The organism is Pseudomyxococcus flavus (assembly GCF_050038885.1).
GTDB lineage: Bacteria > Myxococcota > Myxococcia > Myxococcales > Myxococcaceae > Myxococcus > Myxococcus flavus.
In genome coordinates this window covers 7,578,819-7,594,486 of the sequence record NZ_CP143624.1, presented here as the reverse complement: position 1 = coordinate 7,594,486, position 15,668 = coordinate 7,578,819, and the positions used below count along the sequence as shown (strand labels likewise).

Annotated in this window: 16 protein-coding genes; 10 read left to right on the top strand and 6 right to left on the bottom strand. The window is 70.8% G+C overall.

Annotated elements, in window-relative coordinates:
* The first annotated feature begins 17 nt into the window (after positions 1-17).
* Entirely contained in the window at positions 18-914 is an 897-nt protein-coding gene (locus tag VZL07_RS31575) for a DUF4129 domain-containing protein (RefSeq protein ID WP_426751660.1), read from the top strand.
* Positions 911-2,089 carry a DUF4350 domain-containing protein gene (locus VZL07_RS31570; RefSeq protein WP_426751659.1) on the top strand — a complete coding sequence of 393 codons (1,179 nt, stop codon included), beginning with the start codon at positions 911-913 and terminating at the stop codon, positions 2,087-2,089. Before VZL07_RS31575 ends, VZL07_RS31570 begins: the two co-directional genes overlap by 4 nt.
* On the opposite strand, the gene exoP is transcribed toward VZL07_RS31570, so the two are convergent.
* The 5 genes from exoP to exoL form a co-directional block, all read right to left on the bottom strand.
* On the bottom strand, positions 2,041-3,306 hold the full coding sequence (exoP, locus tag VZL07_RS31565; protein WP_426751658.1) for a spore coat polysaccharide biosynthesis glycosyltransferase ExoP: 1,266 nt from the start codon (positions 3,304-3,306) through the stop codon (positions 2,041-2,043). The genes VZL07_RS31570 and exoP overlap by 49 nt on opposite strands.
* Positions 3,293-4,384 (bottom strand): spore coat polysaccharide biosynthesis glycosyltransferase ExoO, encoded by a 1,092-nt coding sequence (gene exoO, locus VZL07_RS31560; RefSeq protein ID WP_426751657.1) that lies wholly within the window; start codon positions 4,382-4,384, stop codon positions 3,293-3,295. The genes exoP and exoO overlap by 14 nt, the downstream gene beginning before the upstream one ends.
* A gap of 18 nt (positions 4,385-4,402) precedes the next feature.
* Positions 4,403-4,921 carry a serine O-acetyltransferase gene (locus VZL07_RS31555; RefSeq protein WP_426751656.1) on the bottom strand — a complete coding sequence of 173 codons (519 nt, stop codon included), beginning with the start codon at positions 4,919-4,921 and terminating at the stop codon, positions 4,403-4,405.
* Positions 4,922-4,989: 68 nt separating this feature from the next.
* The gene (gene exoM / locus VZL07_RS31550) at positions 4,990-6,510 is read right to left on the bottom strand and encodes a spore coat polysaccharide flippase ExoM (RefSeq protein ID WP_426751655.1); all 1,521 of its coding nucleotides are present in this window, start codon (positions 6,508-6,510) and stop codon (positions 4,990-4,992) included.
* Positions 6,507-7,664, bottom strand: a complete 1,158-nt coding sequence (gene exoL / locus VZL07_RS31545; RefSeq protein ID WP_426751654.1) for a spore coat polysaccharide deacetylase ExoL — start codon at positions 7,662-7,664, stop codon at positions 6,507-6,509. The genes exoM and exoL overlap by 4 nt, the downstream gene beginning before the upstream one ends.
* A gap of 379 nt (positions 7,665-8,043) precedes the next feature.
* On the opposite strand from exoL, the gene ccmA reads away from it, so the two are divergent.
* Genes ccmA through VZL07_RS31505 form a run of 8 tightly spaced genes read left to right on the top strand, consistent with a single transcriptional unit; the run spans position 8,044 to position 14,578 of the window.
* Entirely contained in the window at positions 8,044-8,703 is a 660-nt protein-coding gene (ccmA, locus tag VZL07_RS31540; RefSeq protein ID WP_426751653.1) for a heme ABC exporter ATP-binding protein CcmA, read from the top strand.
* Positions 8,700-9,395, top strand: a complete 696-nt coding sequence (locus VZL07_RS31535) for a heme exporter protein CcmB (RefSeq protein WP_426751652.1) — start codon at positions 8,700-8,702, stop codon at positions 9,393-9,395. The genes ccmA and VZL07_RS31535 overlap by 4 nt, the downstream gene beginning before the upstream one ends.
* 3 nt (positions 9,396-9,398) lie before the next feature.
* Complete coding sequence (gene ccsA, locus VZL07_RS31530; RefSeq protein WP_426751651.1) at positions 9,399-10,112, top strand: cytochrome c biogenesis protein CcsA; 714 nt, start codon at positions 9,399-9,401, stop codon at positions 10,110-10,112.
* A gap of 2 nt (positions 10,113-10,114) precedes the next feature.
* The gene (locus VZL07_RS31525; protein WP_426751650.1) at positions 10,115-10,303 is read left to right on the top strand and encodes a hypothetical protein; all 189 of its coding nucleotides are present in this window, start codon (positions 10,115-10,117) and stop codon (positions 10,301-10,303) included.
* 6 nt (positions 10,304-10,309) lie between these two features.
* Positions 10,310-10,789: a cytochrome c maturation protein CcmE gene (locus VZL07_RS31520; protein ID WP_426751649.1), complete on the top strand. Its 480-nt coding sequence runs from the start codon at positions 10,310-10,312 to the stop codon at positions 10,787-10,789.
* Complete coding sequence (locus VZL07_RS31515; RefSeq protein WP_426751648.1) at positions 10,786-12,807, top strand: heme lyase CcmF/NrfE family subunit; 2,022 nt, start codon at positions 10,786-10,788, stop codon at positions 12,805-12,807. Before VZL07_RS31520 ends, VZL07_RS31515 begins: the two co-directional genes overlap by 4 nt.
* Positions 12,807-13,358 (top strand): TlpA family protein disulfide reductase, encoded by a 552-nt coding sequence (locus VZL07_RS31510; RefSeq protein WP_426757415.1) that lies wholly within the window; start codon positions 12,807-12,809, stop codon positions 13,356-13,358. The genes VZL07_RS31515 and VZL07_RS31510 overlap by 1 nt, the downstream gene beginning before the upstream one ends.
* A 29-nt stretch (positions 13,359-13,387) precedes the next feature.
* A complete protein-coding gene (locus VZL07_RS31505; RefSeq protein WP_426751647.1) occupies positions 13,388-14,578 on the top strand; it encodes a zinc ribbon domain-containing protein in 1,191 nt (396 codons plus the stop codon).
* 6 nt (positions 14,579-14,584) lie between these two features.
* Here the strand turns inward: VZL07_RS31505 and VZL07_RS31500 are convergent, their stop codons facing one another.
* Positions 14,585-15,478, bottom strand: a complete 894-nt coding sequence (locus VZL07_RS31500) for an SMP-30/gluconolactonase/LRE family protein (protein WP_426751646.1) — start codon at positions 15,476-15,478, stop codon at positions 14,585-14,587.
* Positions 15,479-15,668 lie beyond the last annotated feature (190 nt).

The following is a 15,668-nucleotide window of genomic DNA, read 5'->3' as shown; positions in this document are numbered from 1 at the left end:
GCCCCCTGGACTCTTCCGTGCCGAGCCTCCCACTCCTCCTGCTGCTGGCCTCGCTGCCCTGCGCCGACCGCGAGGACACCGTCCTGGACCTGCGCGAGGCCGCGCAGCACCGCCCCGCCGAGTTCGCCGACGCGGTGAACACGCTGTCGACCAGACTGGGTGGCATACCACTTCCGCCCGAGCGAGAAGGCGACAGCGAACCGGAGCGCGCGGAGCAGATTGCGCGTTTCCTGAAGGCGTCCTGTGACGTCCAGGCGCTGGCGAACGCTCCTGGCGCCATCGCCCCGCCGCCGACCGAGCCGGAGCGCCTCCAGGCCATCCTCGACCGCCCGGAGTTCGCCCGCGCGCGCCAGCGCCAGGGCGATGCGCTGAAGCGGCTGATGCGCGAGGTGACGGCCTGGCTGGAGGGCCTCTTCGAGTCGAGACAGGCGCAGGGCTTCGCGGTGGCCACGCGCGCGGTGATGCTGGGGCTGGCGCTCGCGCTGCTGCTCTGGGGCGCGCTGAAGCTCCGCGCGCGGCGTGGGCGGCGGCTGGCGACGACGGCAGCCAAGGACTCGTCGGCGGACGCGGAGCCCCTGGTGCTGGACTCGCCGGGCGAGCACCTGCGCCGCGCCCGCTCGGCGCTGTCCACGGACGCGCGTGAAGCCATTCGCGAAGGCCTGCTCAGCCTCCTGTCCGCGCTGGAGGAGCGGCGGCTGGCCCGGCCGGACCGCGTGAGGACCAACCGCGAGCTGGCCGCGGAGCTGCCGGGCCGAGGCGCCCCCGCCCCCCTCGTGCGCGAGGTGGAGCGGCTCATGGACTGGTACGACCGCGCCTTCTACTCGCTCGCGCCGGTCCCCCCGGACGAGGCGGCGCGCTTCGTCACCGAGGTGGAGACGCTGAACGGCAACCTGGTCGCGGAGGGCGCGCGGTGAGGAACACCCGGACCGTCGCCGTCTTCGGTGTGCTCATCGCCCTGGCGCTCGCGGTGGGGCTGTCCACGCGCACGGACGCGCCCGACTCACCGGTGCCCACCGTGGAGAACACCGCGCCGCAGGGTGCGCGCGCGCTCTACCTGTACCTGCGCGAAGGCGGCAGGGCCGTGGACACGCGCCTGACGCCCCTGGACGCGATTGCCCCGGAGGTGCGCACGGTGGTGCTCGCGGCCCCGGAGGGCCGCCCAGTGACGGAGGACGAAGTCACAGAGCTGGAGCGCTTCGTCCGCGCGGGCGGCACGCTGGTGTACCTCTCGACGCGCGAGCTGGGAAAACACCAGCCGGCCCTGGAGGCGTGGCTCGGCCTGGAGCCGGGCCTGATGATGCCCGCGAGCAGCCAGGGCCTGGACTCGACGCTGACCGACGTGGGCGGCACCACGGTGGACGTGTGGCTGCCGGTGGGGCCGCTGCAGGGCCTCTCCCGCCTGCGCGTGTCCCAGGACCGCGGTCTGCGCATGGACCACGAGGACGCCGTGCCCGTCGCGGGGCATGGCGGTTCGGTGGCGATATGGCGGCGCGCGCTGGGCGCGGGCGAGGTGTACGTGCTCGCGGGCGCGGACCTCGTGGAGAATCGGCGGCTGGAGCTGCTGGACAATCTCCGCTTCTGGGAGACCCTGGCCGCTCGCGGCCCCTTGCTGTTCGACGAGTACCACCACGAGCTGCTGCCGCCCCCTCCGTTCTCTCGGGGCATCTGGGTCTTCGTCGCGCAGGTGCTGGCGGTGGGGCTGCTCTACACCGTGTCGCGCGGCACGCGCTTCGGTGCGCCGCGTCCGCTGCGTGTGGAGCGGCACCGGTCCGCGCTCGAGTACGTGCGCAGCATGGGCTGGCTCATGCGCCGCGCGAAGGTGGAGAAGGAGCTCCTCCCCGAGCTGGACCATGCGCTGCGCCAGCAGATGCAGGAGCGGCTGGGCATCCCCCTGGCCTTGTCGGACGCGGATGCCGCGCGCCTGCTGGAACAGGACGGCGGCATTCCCGCCTCCGACTACCTGGAGGCGAAGGCCGACCTGACGCGAACCCAGGCACAGCCCACCGTCGCACCGGCGGACTATGCCCGGGTGGCCCGCCGCTACGCCCACCTGGAGCGGGCGCTGGCGGGCCGCGAAGGCCGCGCGTAGCCCGGCGTCGCGTCAGAGGTCCTTGCCACATCCGCCATGAGCGCGGCGCCCACGTGGTGGCGAATCTCGTCGACGCGAGCGTCCCAGCTCTCGCTGAAGATGCGCTCGGCGCGCGCCCGGTCGGGACCGGGCTTGTCCGCCAGGCACTCGTCCACCTTGCGCACGAAGTCCTCGGTGTCGCTGGCGATCCTGCACAGCCCCACCTTGCGGACCTCGGGCAGGTCCGTGGACACCACGGGCAGACCCGCCGCCAGGTACTCACGCACCTTGAGCGGGTTCGCGTTCAGCGTCAGCTCGCTGACCTTGAAGGGCATCAGCGCCACGTCGAAGGCCTTGCTGTAGCCCGGCAGGTCCGCGTACCGCTTGCGGCCCAGCATGTGGATGTTCGGCTCGGCCCGTAGCGCGGAGTCGTCGCAGTCCGGCGTCGTCTTCCCGATGATGACCACCGAGCCCTCCCGGTGCGCGCGGGCCGTGGCGATGATGGCCTCCTGGTCCACCCAGTCCGCCACCAGGCCGAAGAAGCCGATGATGGGCTTGGGCAGGCGGGCGATGTCCTCCGGGATGGGCGTGGCCGGGTCGCACGCCTTCACGAAGTGGCTGAAGTCCGTGCCATGGCGCACCAGCACCGTGCGCGGGTTGACCCGGGCCTTGCTCTCACGCAGCCGCTCGGCCGAGGTGATGCAGAGGTCGGCGCGCTTGAGCAGCCGCTCCTCCAGCTCCGCGATGTGGCGACCGTTGGTGTCGCTGAACGCGGAGAACTCATCCACGCAGTGGTAGATGACGAATTCCTCACCCAGCGTGCCGGACACCGGTGCGGAGGCCGGCAGGAAGCTCCAGGAGATGGGCTTCTTGAAGCCGAGCCGCTTCATGGCCCGGAGCACCTGGAGCCGCAGCAACTCCCGGTTGGCGCCGCGCACCAGCTCCGAGCCATAGAAGGGTATGGCCAGCGGCGACAGCACGTGGATGTTCGGCTCCACCTCGCGCAGGCCTTCGGTGAAGCGGCTCAGCTTGTTGAAGATGCGCTTCACGTCGTGCGCGTTGGCCTTGGGCGCGCGGTTGCCGATGCTGTTCACCCAGAGGATGCGATTCTCCCGGGCGAGAATCCGCATGATGTGGACCTTCGACAGCGGGTCCCCATCCCAGTCATTGGAGAACACCACCAGGTCCCGCCCGCGCAGCGCCCTGCGCGCCAGGTCCATGTCATCACTGCGCCGCATGTCTCGTATCCCCCAGGTCGAAACCCTGTTCGTGTGACGTCTTCAATCCGTTGCGGGCGCCCAGCGCCTCGTACAGCGAGAGCAGCACCGGCCCCGCATCCACCTGGGGCGCATGCACGGGCCCTGCCGCGACCGCCTCGCGGAGCGCCTGCGCCAGGGCGCTGGCATCCCCCGCGGCGAACACGCGCGTCCCCTCCGGCCGGACGCAGACATTGCTGGCCACACAGGGCACCCCCAGGGCCAGGGCCTCGCGAACGGAGATGGCATCCCCGTCATGCGTGGTGGGCCGCACGAAGGCATCACTGCGCGCGATGAGCCCCAGCGCCGCGGTGTGCTCCAGCTCGCCCAGCACCTCCAGGTGTCCCGCCACTCGCGCCTCGCGGACGTCGCGGATGAACGCCTCCGAATCCAGCCCCGGCCCGAACAGCGCCAGCCCCACGTCCGGAGACGTCTGTGCCAGCTCGCGCAAGGCCCGGAACATCAGCGTGCGTCCGTAGACGGGTGAGGGATGGTGCGCCATGGCCAGCAGCGTCCGCCGGCGCGTGCGCGCGGCCTCCACCGCCGCCGGTACCTGCCCGGGACGCACCTGCGACGCGCAGAAGGCCGGGAGGACCTCCACCTTTTCCGCGGGAACCCCACAGCCCACCAGCGCGTCCTTCACCGCGGTGGACACGGCCACCACGCGCGAGTAGCCGGCCAGCGCCAGGCGGGCGAAGCTGCGCCGGGGACTCGATGCCGCGAGGAAGTCCGGGAGCAGGCCGGAGTGGAGGGTGATGACCCGGGACGCCTTCGGCCCGGGGAGGCCCCCCACCATGCCGGCCAGCACCCATGACTTGGGATTGTTCCCGCTGGTGTGGACGTGGACCGTCCACCCGGCGGCAACGTACCGCGCGAGCCGCAGGCCGAACCGAGCGGCGCCCCGCGCCGGGATGACGTCCGGAGCCGGCCGGCCACCCTTCCCGATGTCGAGCACCTTCACTTCGACCCCGCGGCTGCGCAGGAATCCATGAAGCTGTTGAACGTGAACCGCGACGCCGCCATGCGGCGGCGGGTAGTCCCCGACGAGGAGCACGCGCATCGATGTGTCTCCCGCGGGCTATTGCCGCAGCGACGAGGGCGAAGGCACCGACACCAGCGACACCCGGGGCGGCAGCTGCCCCATCTCCCGCTGGTACGTGGCCAGCGGATCCGGGTCCTGGCGGATCACCCGCGCCGGAACCCCGGCCACCACCGCACCCGGCGCGACGTCCTTCACCACCACCGCGTTGGCGCCGATGACGGCGAAGTCACCGATGTGGATGTTGCCGAGAATCTTCGCGCCCGCGCCCATGCGCACGTAGTCCCCGATGACGGGCGCGCCCTCGATGCCCGAGCGCCCGCCAATGGTCACCTGCTGGGAGATGAGGCAGTGGCGGCCAATCTTCGCGGCCTTGTGGATGACCACGCCAATGCCGCCGTAGCCGACCTGCGTCCCCTCGCCAATCTCCGCGTCCTCGGGGATGTACGAGCTGTGCAGATAGTAGATGGCCTTGCGCAGCACGGCCGGCAGCAGGGGCACCCCCCGCTTCTTCAGCCCGCGCGCGAGCCGGTAGAACGTCATCGCGTCGACACCCATCACGCCTCCCAAACCCCGTGTTCCGACCCGCACCAAACTAGGTACCACCCCGCAGGGTGGGAAGTGCCCTACCCCGCCCTCCGCGCTCGCAGCCCAGCGATCAAGCTGAGCGGCCGCACGCCCGCGAAGTGCAGCACCACCAGGTACCCGATGAAGAACAGCGCCCCCGCCACCGCCAGCGGCAGGACGCGCCAGAGGAAGCCGGTGGGCAGATGCGCCCAGGCCCCGTGCGCCCCCGCCCGCAGGAGGAACACCGCCGCCGACGCCGCGCACGCCGCCAGCGTGGCCTTGCCCAGCGACGGCCAGGGAATCACGTCCGCCACGCCCAGCTTCCGGTTCGGGGTGGACAGCGCCGCCGGCACCCGGGCCAGCAGCATGGCCTTGCCCACCACCTCCGCCACCGCCCACGAGCCGATGCCGCCCATCAGCCCGAAGTGCTTCACGCCCAGCCACACGAGCGGCACCGTCACCGCCGCCTTCACCGCGTAGGACGCGAAGATCGCGCGCGTCTGCCCCCGGGCGCGCAGCGTCCCGTCCATGGGCAGGATGGAGAGCACCACGCCCAGCACGCTGACGCGGAAGACGGGCACCGCGGGCAGGAACTTCTCGCCGAACATCGCCCCGATGAACTCCGGCGCCGCCGAGAAGAGGAACGCGGCGAAGGGCAGGAAGAAGTAGGCCAGCTTCCCCGCCGCCTCACGGAAGGCCTCCACGCCCTCCTCCAGGCGGCCCTCGCGCTCCAGCTCGCCCAGGCGCACCATCAGTACCTCGCTGGTGGGCGTGTAGAGCAGGTCCACGACGGGGAGCTGGAAGCAGCCCACGCGGTAGAGCGCGTACAGCGCCGGCGCCACCGCGCCCGCCACCGCGTACAGGTGCGCGTTCTGCTGGGGGATGGCCAGCAGCATGGCCGCGCCGAAGGGCGCCGCGTAGGCGAGCTGCTCACGGAAGCGAGGGCCGTCCACCAGGGGCCCGGTGGCGCCGCGCAGCGAGACCAGCCACGTCGCCAGGTAGCGCAGCCCCGCGAAGCCGGCCACCGCCATCATCATCCCGTAGAGCGAGGCGCCCAGCAGCGGCGGCACCACCATCACCGAGGCGCGCACCGCGTCCGACACCAAGTAGACGGCCGCGGACGCGCGCGTGCGCCCCTGCGACGTCAGGGACACCTCCAGCGGGAAGCTGCCCAGCAGGAAGGCGGTATACGCGGCCAGCGGCAGGCGGTACTCGGCCAGCGCGGGATTGGAGAACCAGCCCGCCACGTGGCCCAGCAGTGCCCACACTGCGACCGCGCCCACCAGCCCCGCCGCGGACATGAACAGCAGCGTCTGACCCAGGAAGGGCCGCTTCGCCTCCGCGCGAGGCAGGAAGTAGTAGAGGCTCTGCACCACGCCGAACGGCAGGACGTAGTAGAGCGTCGTGGCGATGAGGAAGAGCTGGTAGTACGTGCCGTAGTCGTCCAGGTTCAGCACCCGGGCGAGCACGAGGGGAATGGACAGCGTCAGCCCGGCGGTGAACAGCCGGGCCAACACCAGGGGGCCGGCGCGCCCGAGGAACGAGCCCCCGGACGCGGCCGGCGTGGAGCTTCCGCTCACGGAGCCTCCTGGACCGACGGGGTCGCCTCCGGGCCGACCACCAGCTCATTGCCGCCGCCCGCGGCCCTGGGGGAGAGCCGCCCCGAGCCGCTGACCTGGTTTCCCGCCGTGGGGGCGCTGATGAAATGGGGGCGCTTGCCTGGCACCGGGCTGCTCATGCCCAGCACGCCGAAGCAGTCATCCAGCTGGCAGGCGGTGAGCGACGACGAGTAGTCGCCCAGCATGCCCAGGCTGAAGTTCTCCCACAGCACCTTGCGCTTGAGCGTGAAGGGGTCGCCGCCAATGCGGTTGGGCAGGTCCTCCGTGGTGACGCCCGAGCGGAAGCCGTTGGCCGACAGCACGCGGATGACCTCGTCCGAGTACCAGCCGTTGCAGTAGGCGAAGTCCCGCACGGTGATGCCCACCTCGCGCTCGATGGCGCGCTTGGACTCGAGAATCTCGCGCTCCACCACCTCCTGCGGCTCGAGCGTCAGCACCGTGTGCCCCAGCGTGTGCGCGCCGAACTCGAAGCCGTCGCGCGCCATGCGGCGCACCTCGTCCCAGCTCATGACGTCGCCCTGCTCCGGAATCAGGTCCGTGCCGCCGCCGAGCTGCTGCTCCAGCGCGTCGATGATTTCCGTCAGCACCCGCGCGGGGTGCTCGCCGATGAAGTCGTCCAGCGAGGCCGACACCGTCTTCTGCCCGGAGAGGATGGGGCCCAGCAGTTGGAGCGCCGGCGCCGGCAGCGTGTCATAGAGCGGCCGGAAGCGGCGCTCCTGGACGCGGCGCAGCAGGTGGAAGAGCCGGTCGTGGTTGAAGCGCCTGTCGGTGTTGATGAATGCCGTGGGCAGGTAGGTGATGGCCGGCACGCCCATCTGCTTGAGGATCGGATAGGCGTATCGGTAGACGTCCCGGTAGCCGTCATCGAACGTGACGACGCACAGGTCCTTCTTCGCCACCCGGCGGCCGCTCATGACGTCCACCGCGTCCCCGATGGAGGCCAGCTCGAAGCCCGCCGCGTGCGCCTCCTCCAGGTGACGCCGGAATGTCTCCTGGGAGATGAGCAGGCCGGGAATCGAGCGCTGCAGTTCCCCGGTGAAGTCGCTCACCACGCGGTGGTAGCTCACGATGAGGATGCGCCGGCCACCCGATTGCGAGCGACGGTAGGCCGCCATGGCCCGCCGCATCCCGCTGTAATGGAGCATCCCCGCCGCCGCCGCCTTGACCGCCCTTCGCAGTACTTTTCCCGTCGCCATTCACGCCCTCCGCGCGGATCAGCGGATCCGCTTCGCATGCCCGCGCACCATGCAGGGGGGGTGCCATGAAGCGGGGTCCCCTGGGCCGGGCAGTCGAGAGGGCCGTCCATCCGCACGGGTCGCATGGCGAGCAGTGGACGTTCCTCTTCGTGGAACCGGATTGGCCCCCGGCGGGCACCTGCGACCACATGGGGTGGAAAACCTTTCCCGCTGACAGGCCCGCTCCTTCTCCGTCCGGCCCACCGCCCCGGGTTTCACTGGTGGACACCCGGGTTTCCGGATACGTACGGCACCGCCGATGCCTCCCCTCTCCGACGCCCCCGCGCTCGCCCTGCACGACGTCAGCAAGCGATATGGCCGCCGGTGGGCCCTCGCGCGCCTGACGTACGCGCTCCCCGCCGGACGCTCCCTGCTGCTCACGGGCCACAATGGCTCGGGGAAGACGACCCTGCTGCGCCTGCTGGCCACCGCCCTCAGCCCCACGGCGGGCCGGGTGGAGGTGCTCGGCCGGGACGCCGTGGCGGAGCGCGACGCGGTGCGCCGGAACGTGGCGCTGCTGTCCCACGCCAGCTTCCTCTACGAGGACCTCACAGCGCACCAGAACCTCACCGTGCTGGCCCGGCTCCTGGGCCTGCCCTCGCCCGAGGACGCGGCCAACGCGGGCCTCACCCGGGTGGGCCTCGGCCGCCGCTCGGACAGTCCGGTCCGCAGCTTCAGCGCCGGCATGCGCAAGCGGCTGGCCATCGCCCGCCTGCTGCTCAAGGCGCCCTCCATCGCGCTGCTCGACGAGCCCTTCGGCGAGCTGGACCCCGCGGGAATCCACGACATGGAGGGCATCATCGCGGAGCTCAAGGCCAGCGGCGTCACCGTCATCCTCGCCACCCACCTCATCGAGCAGGGCCTGACGCTGTGTGAAGAGCGCCTTCACCTCCAGGAAGGCCGGGCGGTGGCCGCATGAGCACGCCCCGCCCCATCGGCCTGCTGACGGCGACGCTGGCCCTGCTGCGCAAGGACCTGCTCATCGAGTGGCGCACCCGGGCGCGCCTCAACGCCATCATCTTCTTCGCGCTGGCCACGCTGCTGATGTTCTCCTTCGCGCTGGGCCCGGACACGAAGCTGCTGGAGAAGAACGCCGGCGGCTACTTCTGGCTCGCCATCCTCTTCGCCAGCGTGCTCGCGCTGGGCGAGTCCTTCCGCGTCGAGTCGGAGAACGCCTGCATGGACGGCATCCGCCTGGCCCCCGCGGACGCCCGCGCCATCTTCCTCTCCAAGGCGCTGGGCAACTCCCTGCTCCTGACGGCCCTGGGCGCCCTGCTCGTGCCGGTCATGGTGGCCCTCTACGGGGTCCGCATCGTCACCAGCGCCGCAGACCTGGGGCTCGTGCTCCTGCTCGGCAGCCTGGCCCTCAGCGCCCCCGGAACTGTCTACGCTGCGATTTCGAGCAATGCCCGGGCACGGGACGTGCTCCTGCCTTTGCTATTGTTCCCGCTCGTCATCCCCGCCCTGCTCTCCGCGGCCAAGGCGACCACGCTCGTACTTCAAGGAGACCCCATGAATCAGTTTGGCTCATGGATGGGGCTTTTGGGCGGATTCAATCTGATTTATTGGGGCGTAGGCTTCTTGCTGTTCCCGCGGATCATCGAGGACTGACGGATGGGAAAGTTCATCAAGTGGGGTCTGCCGGCGCTGGCGCTGGTCGTTCTCGCCGCGGGGTGGTGGCTCGGCCTGGTCTGGGCGCCGCCGGACCGTGAGATGGGCGACGTGCAGCGCATCATGTACGTGCACGTGCCGCTCCAGTGGGTGGCCATGGTGGCCATGGCCGTCAACTTCGTGGCGGCCGTCACCTACCTCATGAAGGCGGGCTGGAAGCTGGATGCCACCGCCGAGGCGGCCGCGGAGGTCGGCCTGGTGCTGGGCACCGCGGGCATGATCACCGGCGCCATCTGGGGCCGTCCGACCTGGGGCGTCTACTGGTCGTGGGATCCACGCCTCACCTCGCAGGCCATCATGCTGGTGACCTACACCGGCTACCTGGTGCTGCGGCGCTTCGTGGAGGACCCGGAGAAGCGCGCCACGTGGAGCTCGGTGGTGGCCATCATCGGCGCCATCAACCTGCCCATCGTCTGGTTCTCCGTGCGCTGGTGGCGCAGCCTCCACCAGGTGCAGTCGACGCCGAAGACGGTGGACCCGGAGATGACGCTGGCCCTGCGCGTGTCGGCCTTCGGCATGCTGTTCCTCACCATCTGGTTCCTGGTGCTGCGCTACCGCCAGGCCCTGGCCGAGCGCCACGCCGAGGTGGCCCTCCCGGACGCGCTGCCACAGGACCTCTCCGCCGCCAGCGGCGCCAGCTCCACGAGGGTGGCCTGAACATGATGACGCTTTCGACGCAGATGTTGTGGGTCCTCGCGGCGGCGCCCGGCCAGGTGGGCAGCGGCCGCATCGTCGGCGGCTGGGGCTATGTCTGGGCCTGCTACGCCATTACAGTCGCCATGCTGGTTCTCTACGCCGTGTCTCTCTGGGTTCGTCGGCCCAAGGCCCCCACCGACGCCAAGGAGTGATTCGCCATGTCTCCTGTCGCTCGCAACCGTCTGATTGCCCTGGGGGCCCTGCTCGTCGCGGGGGCCGGCCTGGGGTTCGTGGCCTTCGGCAACATCGGTGAGAACCTCGTCTACTACTGGAGCCCGTCGGAGATGCTGGGCCAGGGTGACAAGGCGTACTCGGCCACCATCCGCCTGGGCGGCGTGGTGGAGCCGGGCAGCATCCAGTGGAACGCCGAGCACACCACCCTGCACTTCCGCGTGGCGGATGACGTCAAGGAAGGCTCGCCCAGCGTGCTGGTGCGCTCCACGGAGACGCCGCCGCAGATGTTCCGCGACAAGATTGGCGTCGTGGTGGAGGGCACCTACGACAAGTCCGGCGTCTTCAGCTCCAACCGGCTGATGGTGAACCACTCCAACGAGTACCGCGCCCCGAAGGAGGGCGAGGATCCTCGCAAGTGGCAGGAGACGCTCTCCGACGCCACGACCGCCGTGGGTGCGAAGTGAACGGAACCGTCGGATACGGCCTGGTGCTCGGAGGGCTCGCGTTCGCGGCCTTCGGCGCGCTCGTGGGCCTGGTGAGTGGCCTGCGCCGCAGTGACGCGGGCCTGCCCTGGGTGATGCGCGCGGTGTGGGGCTTCGCCGCGTGCATGATTGGCTCCAACCTGGTGATGGTGCACGCGCTCGTCACGCACGACTTCAGCGTGCGCTACGTGGCGCAGGTGGGCAGCCGGGCCACCCCGCTGGTCTACACCATCGTCTCGCTGTGGAGCGCCCTGGAGGGGTCCATCCTCTTCTGGGGCCTCATCATGGGCGGCTACATCGCCGCCTTCGCGTACATCCACCGCAAGGAGCACGCGCGCTACATGCAGCTGGCGCTGGGCACCATGCTGGCGGTGGGCGTCTTCTTCGCCTTCCTCATCGCCGGCCCGGCCAACCCCTGGGGCACCGTGTCCCCGGTGCCCGCGGACGGCCCCGGCCCCAACCCGCTGCTCCAGAACCACGTCCTGATGATCATCCACCCGCCCATGCTGTACCTGGGCTACGTGGGGATGACGGTGCCCTTCGGCGTCGCGGTGGCGGGCCTGCTGCGCGGCGAGATTGGCGAGGCGTGGATGGCGCCCCTGCGGCGCTGGACGCTGGCGGCGTGGCTCTTCCTGTCCATCGGCATCATCCTGGGCGCCTGGTGGGCCTATGCCGTGCTGGGCTGGGGCGGCTACTGGGCGTGGGACCCGGTGGAGAACGCGTCCTTCCTGCCCTGGCTGACGGCGACGGCGTTCATGCACTCCACCATGGTGCAGGAGCGCAAGCGGATGCTGAAGCTGTGGACGATCAGCCTCGCGCTCGCCTCCTTCGTGCTCACCATCCTGGGCACGTTCATGACGCGCTCGGGCATCTTCAACTCGGTGCACTCGTTCACCCAGTCGGACATCGGCCCCACCTTCCTGGTGTTCCTCGGCGTCCTGCTGGTGCTGTGCGTGGGCCTGCTGGCGGTGCGCGGGCACCTGCTGGTGCCGGAAGGCCAGCTGGCCTCGCCCCTGTCGCGCGAGGCGAGCATCCTGGTGAACAACCTGGTGTTCGTGGCCATCACCTTCACGGTGCTGCTGGGCACGCTGTATCCGCTCATCTCCGAGTCGGTGCGCGGCGTGCGGGTGAGCGTGGGCGAGCCGTACTTCAACAAGATGGCGGTGCCGGGCGGCATCGCGGTGCTCTTCCTGATGGGCGTGGGCCCGGTGCTCCCCTGGGGCAAGCCGGATCCGGCCACGCTGCGCCGGCAGTTCATCATCCCCACGGTCGTGGGGCTGGTGGTGACGGCGGTGTGCTTCGCGGTGGGGCTGCGCGGCGTGTACCCGCTGCTGACCTTCGGCCTGGCGGGCTTCGTCACCGTCATCACCCTGCGGGAGCTGGTGGCGCCGGTGCGGGTGCGCATGTCCGAGCGCAAGGAGGGCTTCGTCACCGCGCTCACCACCAGCGCCCTCAAGGCCCAGCGCCGCTTCGGCGGCTACGTGGTGCACCTGGGCATCGTGCTCATCATCGTCGCCGTGGCGGCCTCGTCCGCGTACGTGGAGCACACGTCGGGAACGCTGAAGAAGGGACAGAGCATCGAGCTGGGCGGCTACCAGATGAAGTACCTGGGGCTGGTCAGCGGCGAGGAGCCCCACCGCACCTACGTGGCCGCGCGCGTGGAGGTGACGGCGCCGAACGGCAAGGTGTCCGAGCTGAAGCCGCGCCTCAACTACTACGAGCGCAGCACGGACCCCATCGGCACGCCCGGCGTGCGCGAGACGCCCGCCGAGGACCTCTACATGTCGCTGATGGCCTTCTCCGAGCAGGCGGGGACGGCCAGCTTCAACGTCTGGGTCTTCCCGCTCGTCGGGTGGATCTGGTGGAGCATTCCCCTGCTGGTGCTGGGCACGCTCATCGCGCTCTGGCCGCGCCGCAAGGCGGCCGTGGCCATGGCGGGCGCGCCGGCCCTGGGGACGTCACCGCTGACCGGTGGTGACGCCGAACGGGGTGCGGCGTGATGAAGGGCTGGCGCTACACGCTGGGCTTCGTGGTCCTCTGCGCGGGGCTGCTCTTCGTGCTCTTCAAGGGCTTCGGGCGCAACCCGCACGAGGTGCCCTTCATGATGAAGGGCAAGCCCGCGCCCGACTTCGGGCTGCGCGCGCTGGACAGCGGTGAGATGGTGAGCCTGGCCGACCTCAAGGGCCGGCCAGTGGTCATCAACTTCTGGGCGTCCTGGTGCGGTCCGTGCCGCGTCGAGCACCCGGTGCTGGAATGGGGCGCGCGGCAGTACGGCTCGCAGGCGGTGTTCCTGGGCGTGGTGTTCCAGGACACCGACGACAACGCGCGCGGGTTCCTCCAGCAGTATGGCGCCAGCTTCCCGCAGCTCGTGGACCCCCGCTCGCGCATGGCGCTGGACTACGGCGTGGCCGGCGTGCCGGAGACGTACTTCATCGACCCCAACGGCATCATCCGGGGCAAGCACGTGGGGCCCATCGATCCGCAGACGCTGGCCCTGCGGATCCAGGAGCTGTCCACGGCCCCTGCCCCCGCCGAGGCCGCGCGCCAGTAGCTCCCAGCCAGTCACAACGAGGTGGCGGTATGCGGTGCCCGGAGTGTGGTGAAGACTCCAATGCCCGGTTGCGGTACTGCGAGAACTGCGGCGCGACCATGCCCGAGCAGCCCAGGGCCACGCTCGGCCGGCCCGCGCCGCGCCCCTCGCGCCCCCGTCGCGACGCGGCGGAGCCTTCCTACGCGGCGGAGATTCTCGAGGAGGCCGAGGAGCACGAGCAGCGCCGCCCCTATGCCGTGAGCGACGTCCCCGAGCTCCCGCCCGAGGACAAGACGGACCCTGGCCAGTCCGAGCCCGCCTATGACGGGCCCCGCTGGCTGGCCCACGTCCCCGGGCACTCCCCCACCGTGCTGGGCGTCATGGTGGTGGCTGGCGTGCTCCTCCTGTCCCTCCTGAACATCGGCTCGTTCGTGGGCATCCCCGGCCTGTTGCTGGCGCTGGTGGCTGGCGCGGTGCTGGTCGCCCGTGAGCTGCGCGACGCGGGGGAGGCCCCCGGCTTCACCGAGCGGATGCCCGCGGTGCTGATGACGCCCGAGGCTGCCGCCGCGGCCACCGCGCTGTTCGTGGCGCTCGCCTTCCGCTCGTTGAGCCTGGGCGTCACGCCGCTGCTGTGGTTGGCGGGCGCCGGGCTGATGGCCCATGACCAGTACCGCAAGGTCATCGCCGGGCCGGACGGCGTGGGCCGTTACTTCGAGCCGCGCCAGCTCCTCATGATGCCGGAGATGGTGGGCCTGGGCGGCGTCGTGGTGTGCCTGCTGGCGCTGTTCGTGCCGTGGGGGACGGTGAAGCTGGGCCTGGACGCCGTGCCGGACAACGCGCCGGTGCCGCAGGGGCCACCCGAGCTGCGCGTCATCCCGTCTCACCGGCCCACCGACGACATGCTCTACAGCTACGGCGGCGGCGTCACCACCGTGCGCGGCTGGGACCTGCCAGCGTCCGTGGTGGTGGAGCTGGCGCTGCTGGCCGTGCTCGCCCTGCTGGCGCTGCGCCCGGAAGTGGAGCGTCCGTCATGGACCCGCTACCTGCCCGCGGGGGCGGTGGTCGTGGCCCTGGCGTTCGCGGCGTTGAACATGCGCCTGCTGCCCGGGCCCTTCGCCTTCGTCGTCGGCCTGGGGGCCGTGGGCTTCCTCGCCGTGCAGCGGCTTCGCGCGCCTCGCGACGAAGCGCCGCCCGAGCAGTACGAGCAGGATGAGCTGTACGAAGAGGAAGAGCGGGGCTGAACCGGCTCAGCCCGCGTAGGGCACCGGCTCGACGCCCCGGACCCCGGGTGACAGCTCGAAGAGCCCACCGGCCAGCGGCTGGGCGGCGAGCGCCTCCGCGTCGAGGCCGTCTCGCGCGGTGGTGACGAACAGCCGGTCCAACCCTTTCCCGCCGAAGGCGACGCTGGTCGTCTTCGCGGCGGGGAGCCGGTACTCGGCCAGCCACTCGCCTTCCGGCGAGAAGTGGCGCACACAGCCGCCGGCGTAGAAGGCAATCCACAGTCCGCCCTCCGCATCGACGGTGATGCCGTCCGGAAAGCCATGGGGCTCCTCGAAGCGGAGGAGCACCCGCCGGCCGCCCGGCACGCCGTCGGCGCTCATGTCGAAGGCGTAGGTGACGCGCTGGGGCGAGTCATTCACATACAGCGTCCGCCCGTCGGGGCTGAAGGCGGGGCCGTTCGTCACCGTGTAGCCATCATCGAAGCGCGCGAGGTGCCCCTGCGCGTCGAACCGGTAGAGCGCGCCCGTTGGCGCCTCCTCGTGGTCATCCATGGTGCCCACCCAGAAGCGGCCCGCCAGGTCGACCTTGCCGTCGTTGCAGCGGTTGTGGGGCCGTTCGGGCTCGGGGTTCAACAGCCGCTCCAGACGGCCGCTCCGGGGCTCATAGAAGGCCAACCCCCGCTCCGTCCCCGCGATGAAGCCTCCCTGTCTCCGAGGCGCCAGCGCGGTCATCCGCAGCGGCGTCTCCCAGCTCTCCCGGGCCCCCCCTTCCAGCGCCAGCCGGTGAACCTTCCGCCCCTTGATGTCGAGCCAGTAGAGCGCGCCCTGGGAAGGCACCCAGAGCGCCCCCTCACCGAGCTCGGCCCGTGCGGGCCACACGCACTGTGCTGCGTCTTGCGAGAAGACCTTCAGGGTGCCCATGCGTGGTGCCTCCAAGAAAGTGAGAGATGGCCTTCCGCGCAAAGTAGACACGCCGAGCGAAGCGGGCATGTCTCCGCGGGACGGAACCTCATGAGTCACACGGCGAGCACACCCGCCTGCCCGGCTGGCCATGCCTTGCGTCGGCTGAGCGACCCACCAGGTTGAGGTCCGTTAACAGGACGCACAGAAC

Bases quoted from the DNA above. Each gene is read 5' to 3' on its own strand.
- exoP (WP_426751658.1), bottom strand. From the start codon at position 3,306: ATGCGGCGCAGTGATGACATGGACCTGGCGCGCAGGGCGCTGCGCGGG.
- exoO (WP_426751657.1), bottom strand. From the start codon at position 4,384: ATGCGCGTGCTCCTCGTCGGGGACTACCCGCCGCCGCATGGCGGCGTC.
- VZL07_RS31555 (WP_426751656.1), bottom strand. From the start codon at position 4,921: ATGGGTGTCGACGCGATGACGTTCTACCGGCTCGCGCGCGGGCTGAAG.
- exoL (WP_426751654.1), bottom strand. From the start codon at position 7,664: ATGGCGGCCTACCGTCGCTCGCAATCGGGTGGCCGGCGCATCCTCATC.
- ccmA (WP_426751653.1), top strand. From the start codon at position 8,044: ATGCCTCCCCTCTCCGACGCCCCCGCGCTCGCCCTGCACGACGTCAGC.
- VZL07_RS31535 (WP_426751652.1), top strand. From the start codon at position 8,700: ATGAGCACGCCCCGCCCCATCGGCCTGCTGACGGCGACGCTGGCCCTG.
- ccsA (WP_426751651.1), top strand. From the start codon at position 9,399: ATGGGAAAGTTCATCAAGTGGGGTCTGCCGGCGCTGGCGCTGGTCGTT.
- VZL07_RS31525 (WP_426751650.1), top strand. From the start codon at position 10,115: ATGATGACGCTTTCGACGCAGATGTTGTGGGTCCTCGCGGCGGCGCCC.
- VZL07_RS31520 (WP_426751649.1), top strand. From the start codon at position 10,310: ATGTCTCCTGTCGCTCGCAACCGTCTGATTGCCCTGGGGGCCCTGCTC.
- VZL07_RS31510 (WP_426757415.1), top strand. From the start codon at position 12,807: ATGAAGGGCTGGCGCTACACGCTGGGCTTCGTGGTCCTCTGCGCGGGG.
- VZL07_RS31505 (WP_426751647.1), top strand. From the start codon at position 13,388: ATGCGGTGCCCGGAGTGTGGTGAAGACTCCAATGCCCGGTTGCGGTAC.
- VZL07_RS31500 (WP_426751646.1), bottom strand. From the start codon at position 15,478: ATGGGCACCCTGAAGGTCTTCTCGCAAGACGCAGCACAGTGCGTGTGG.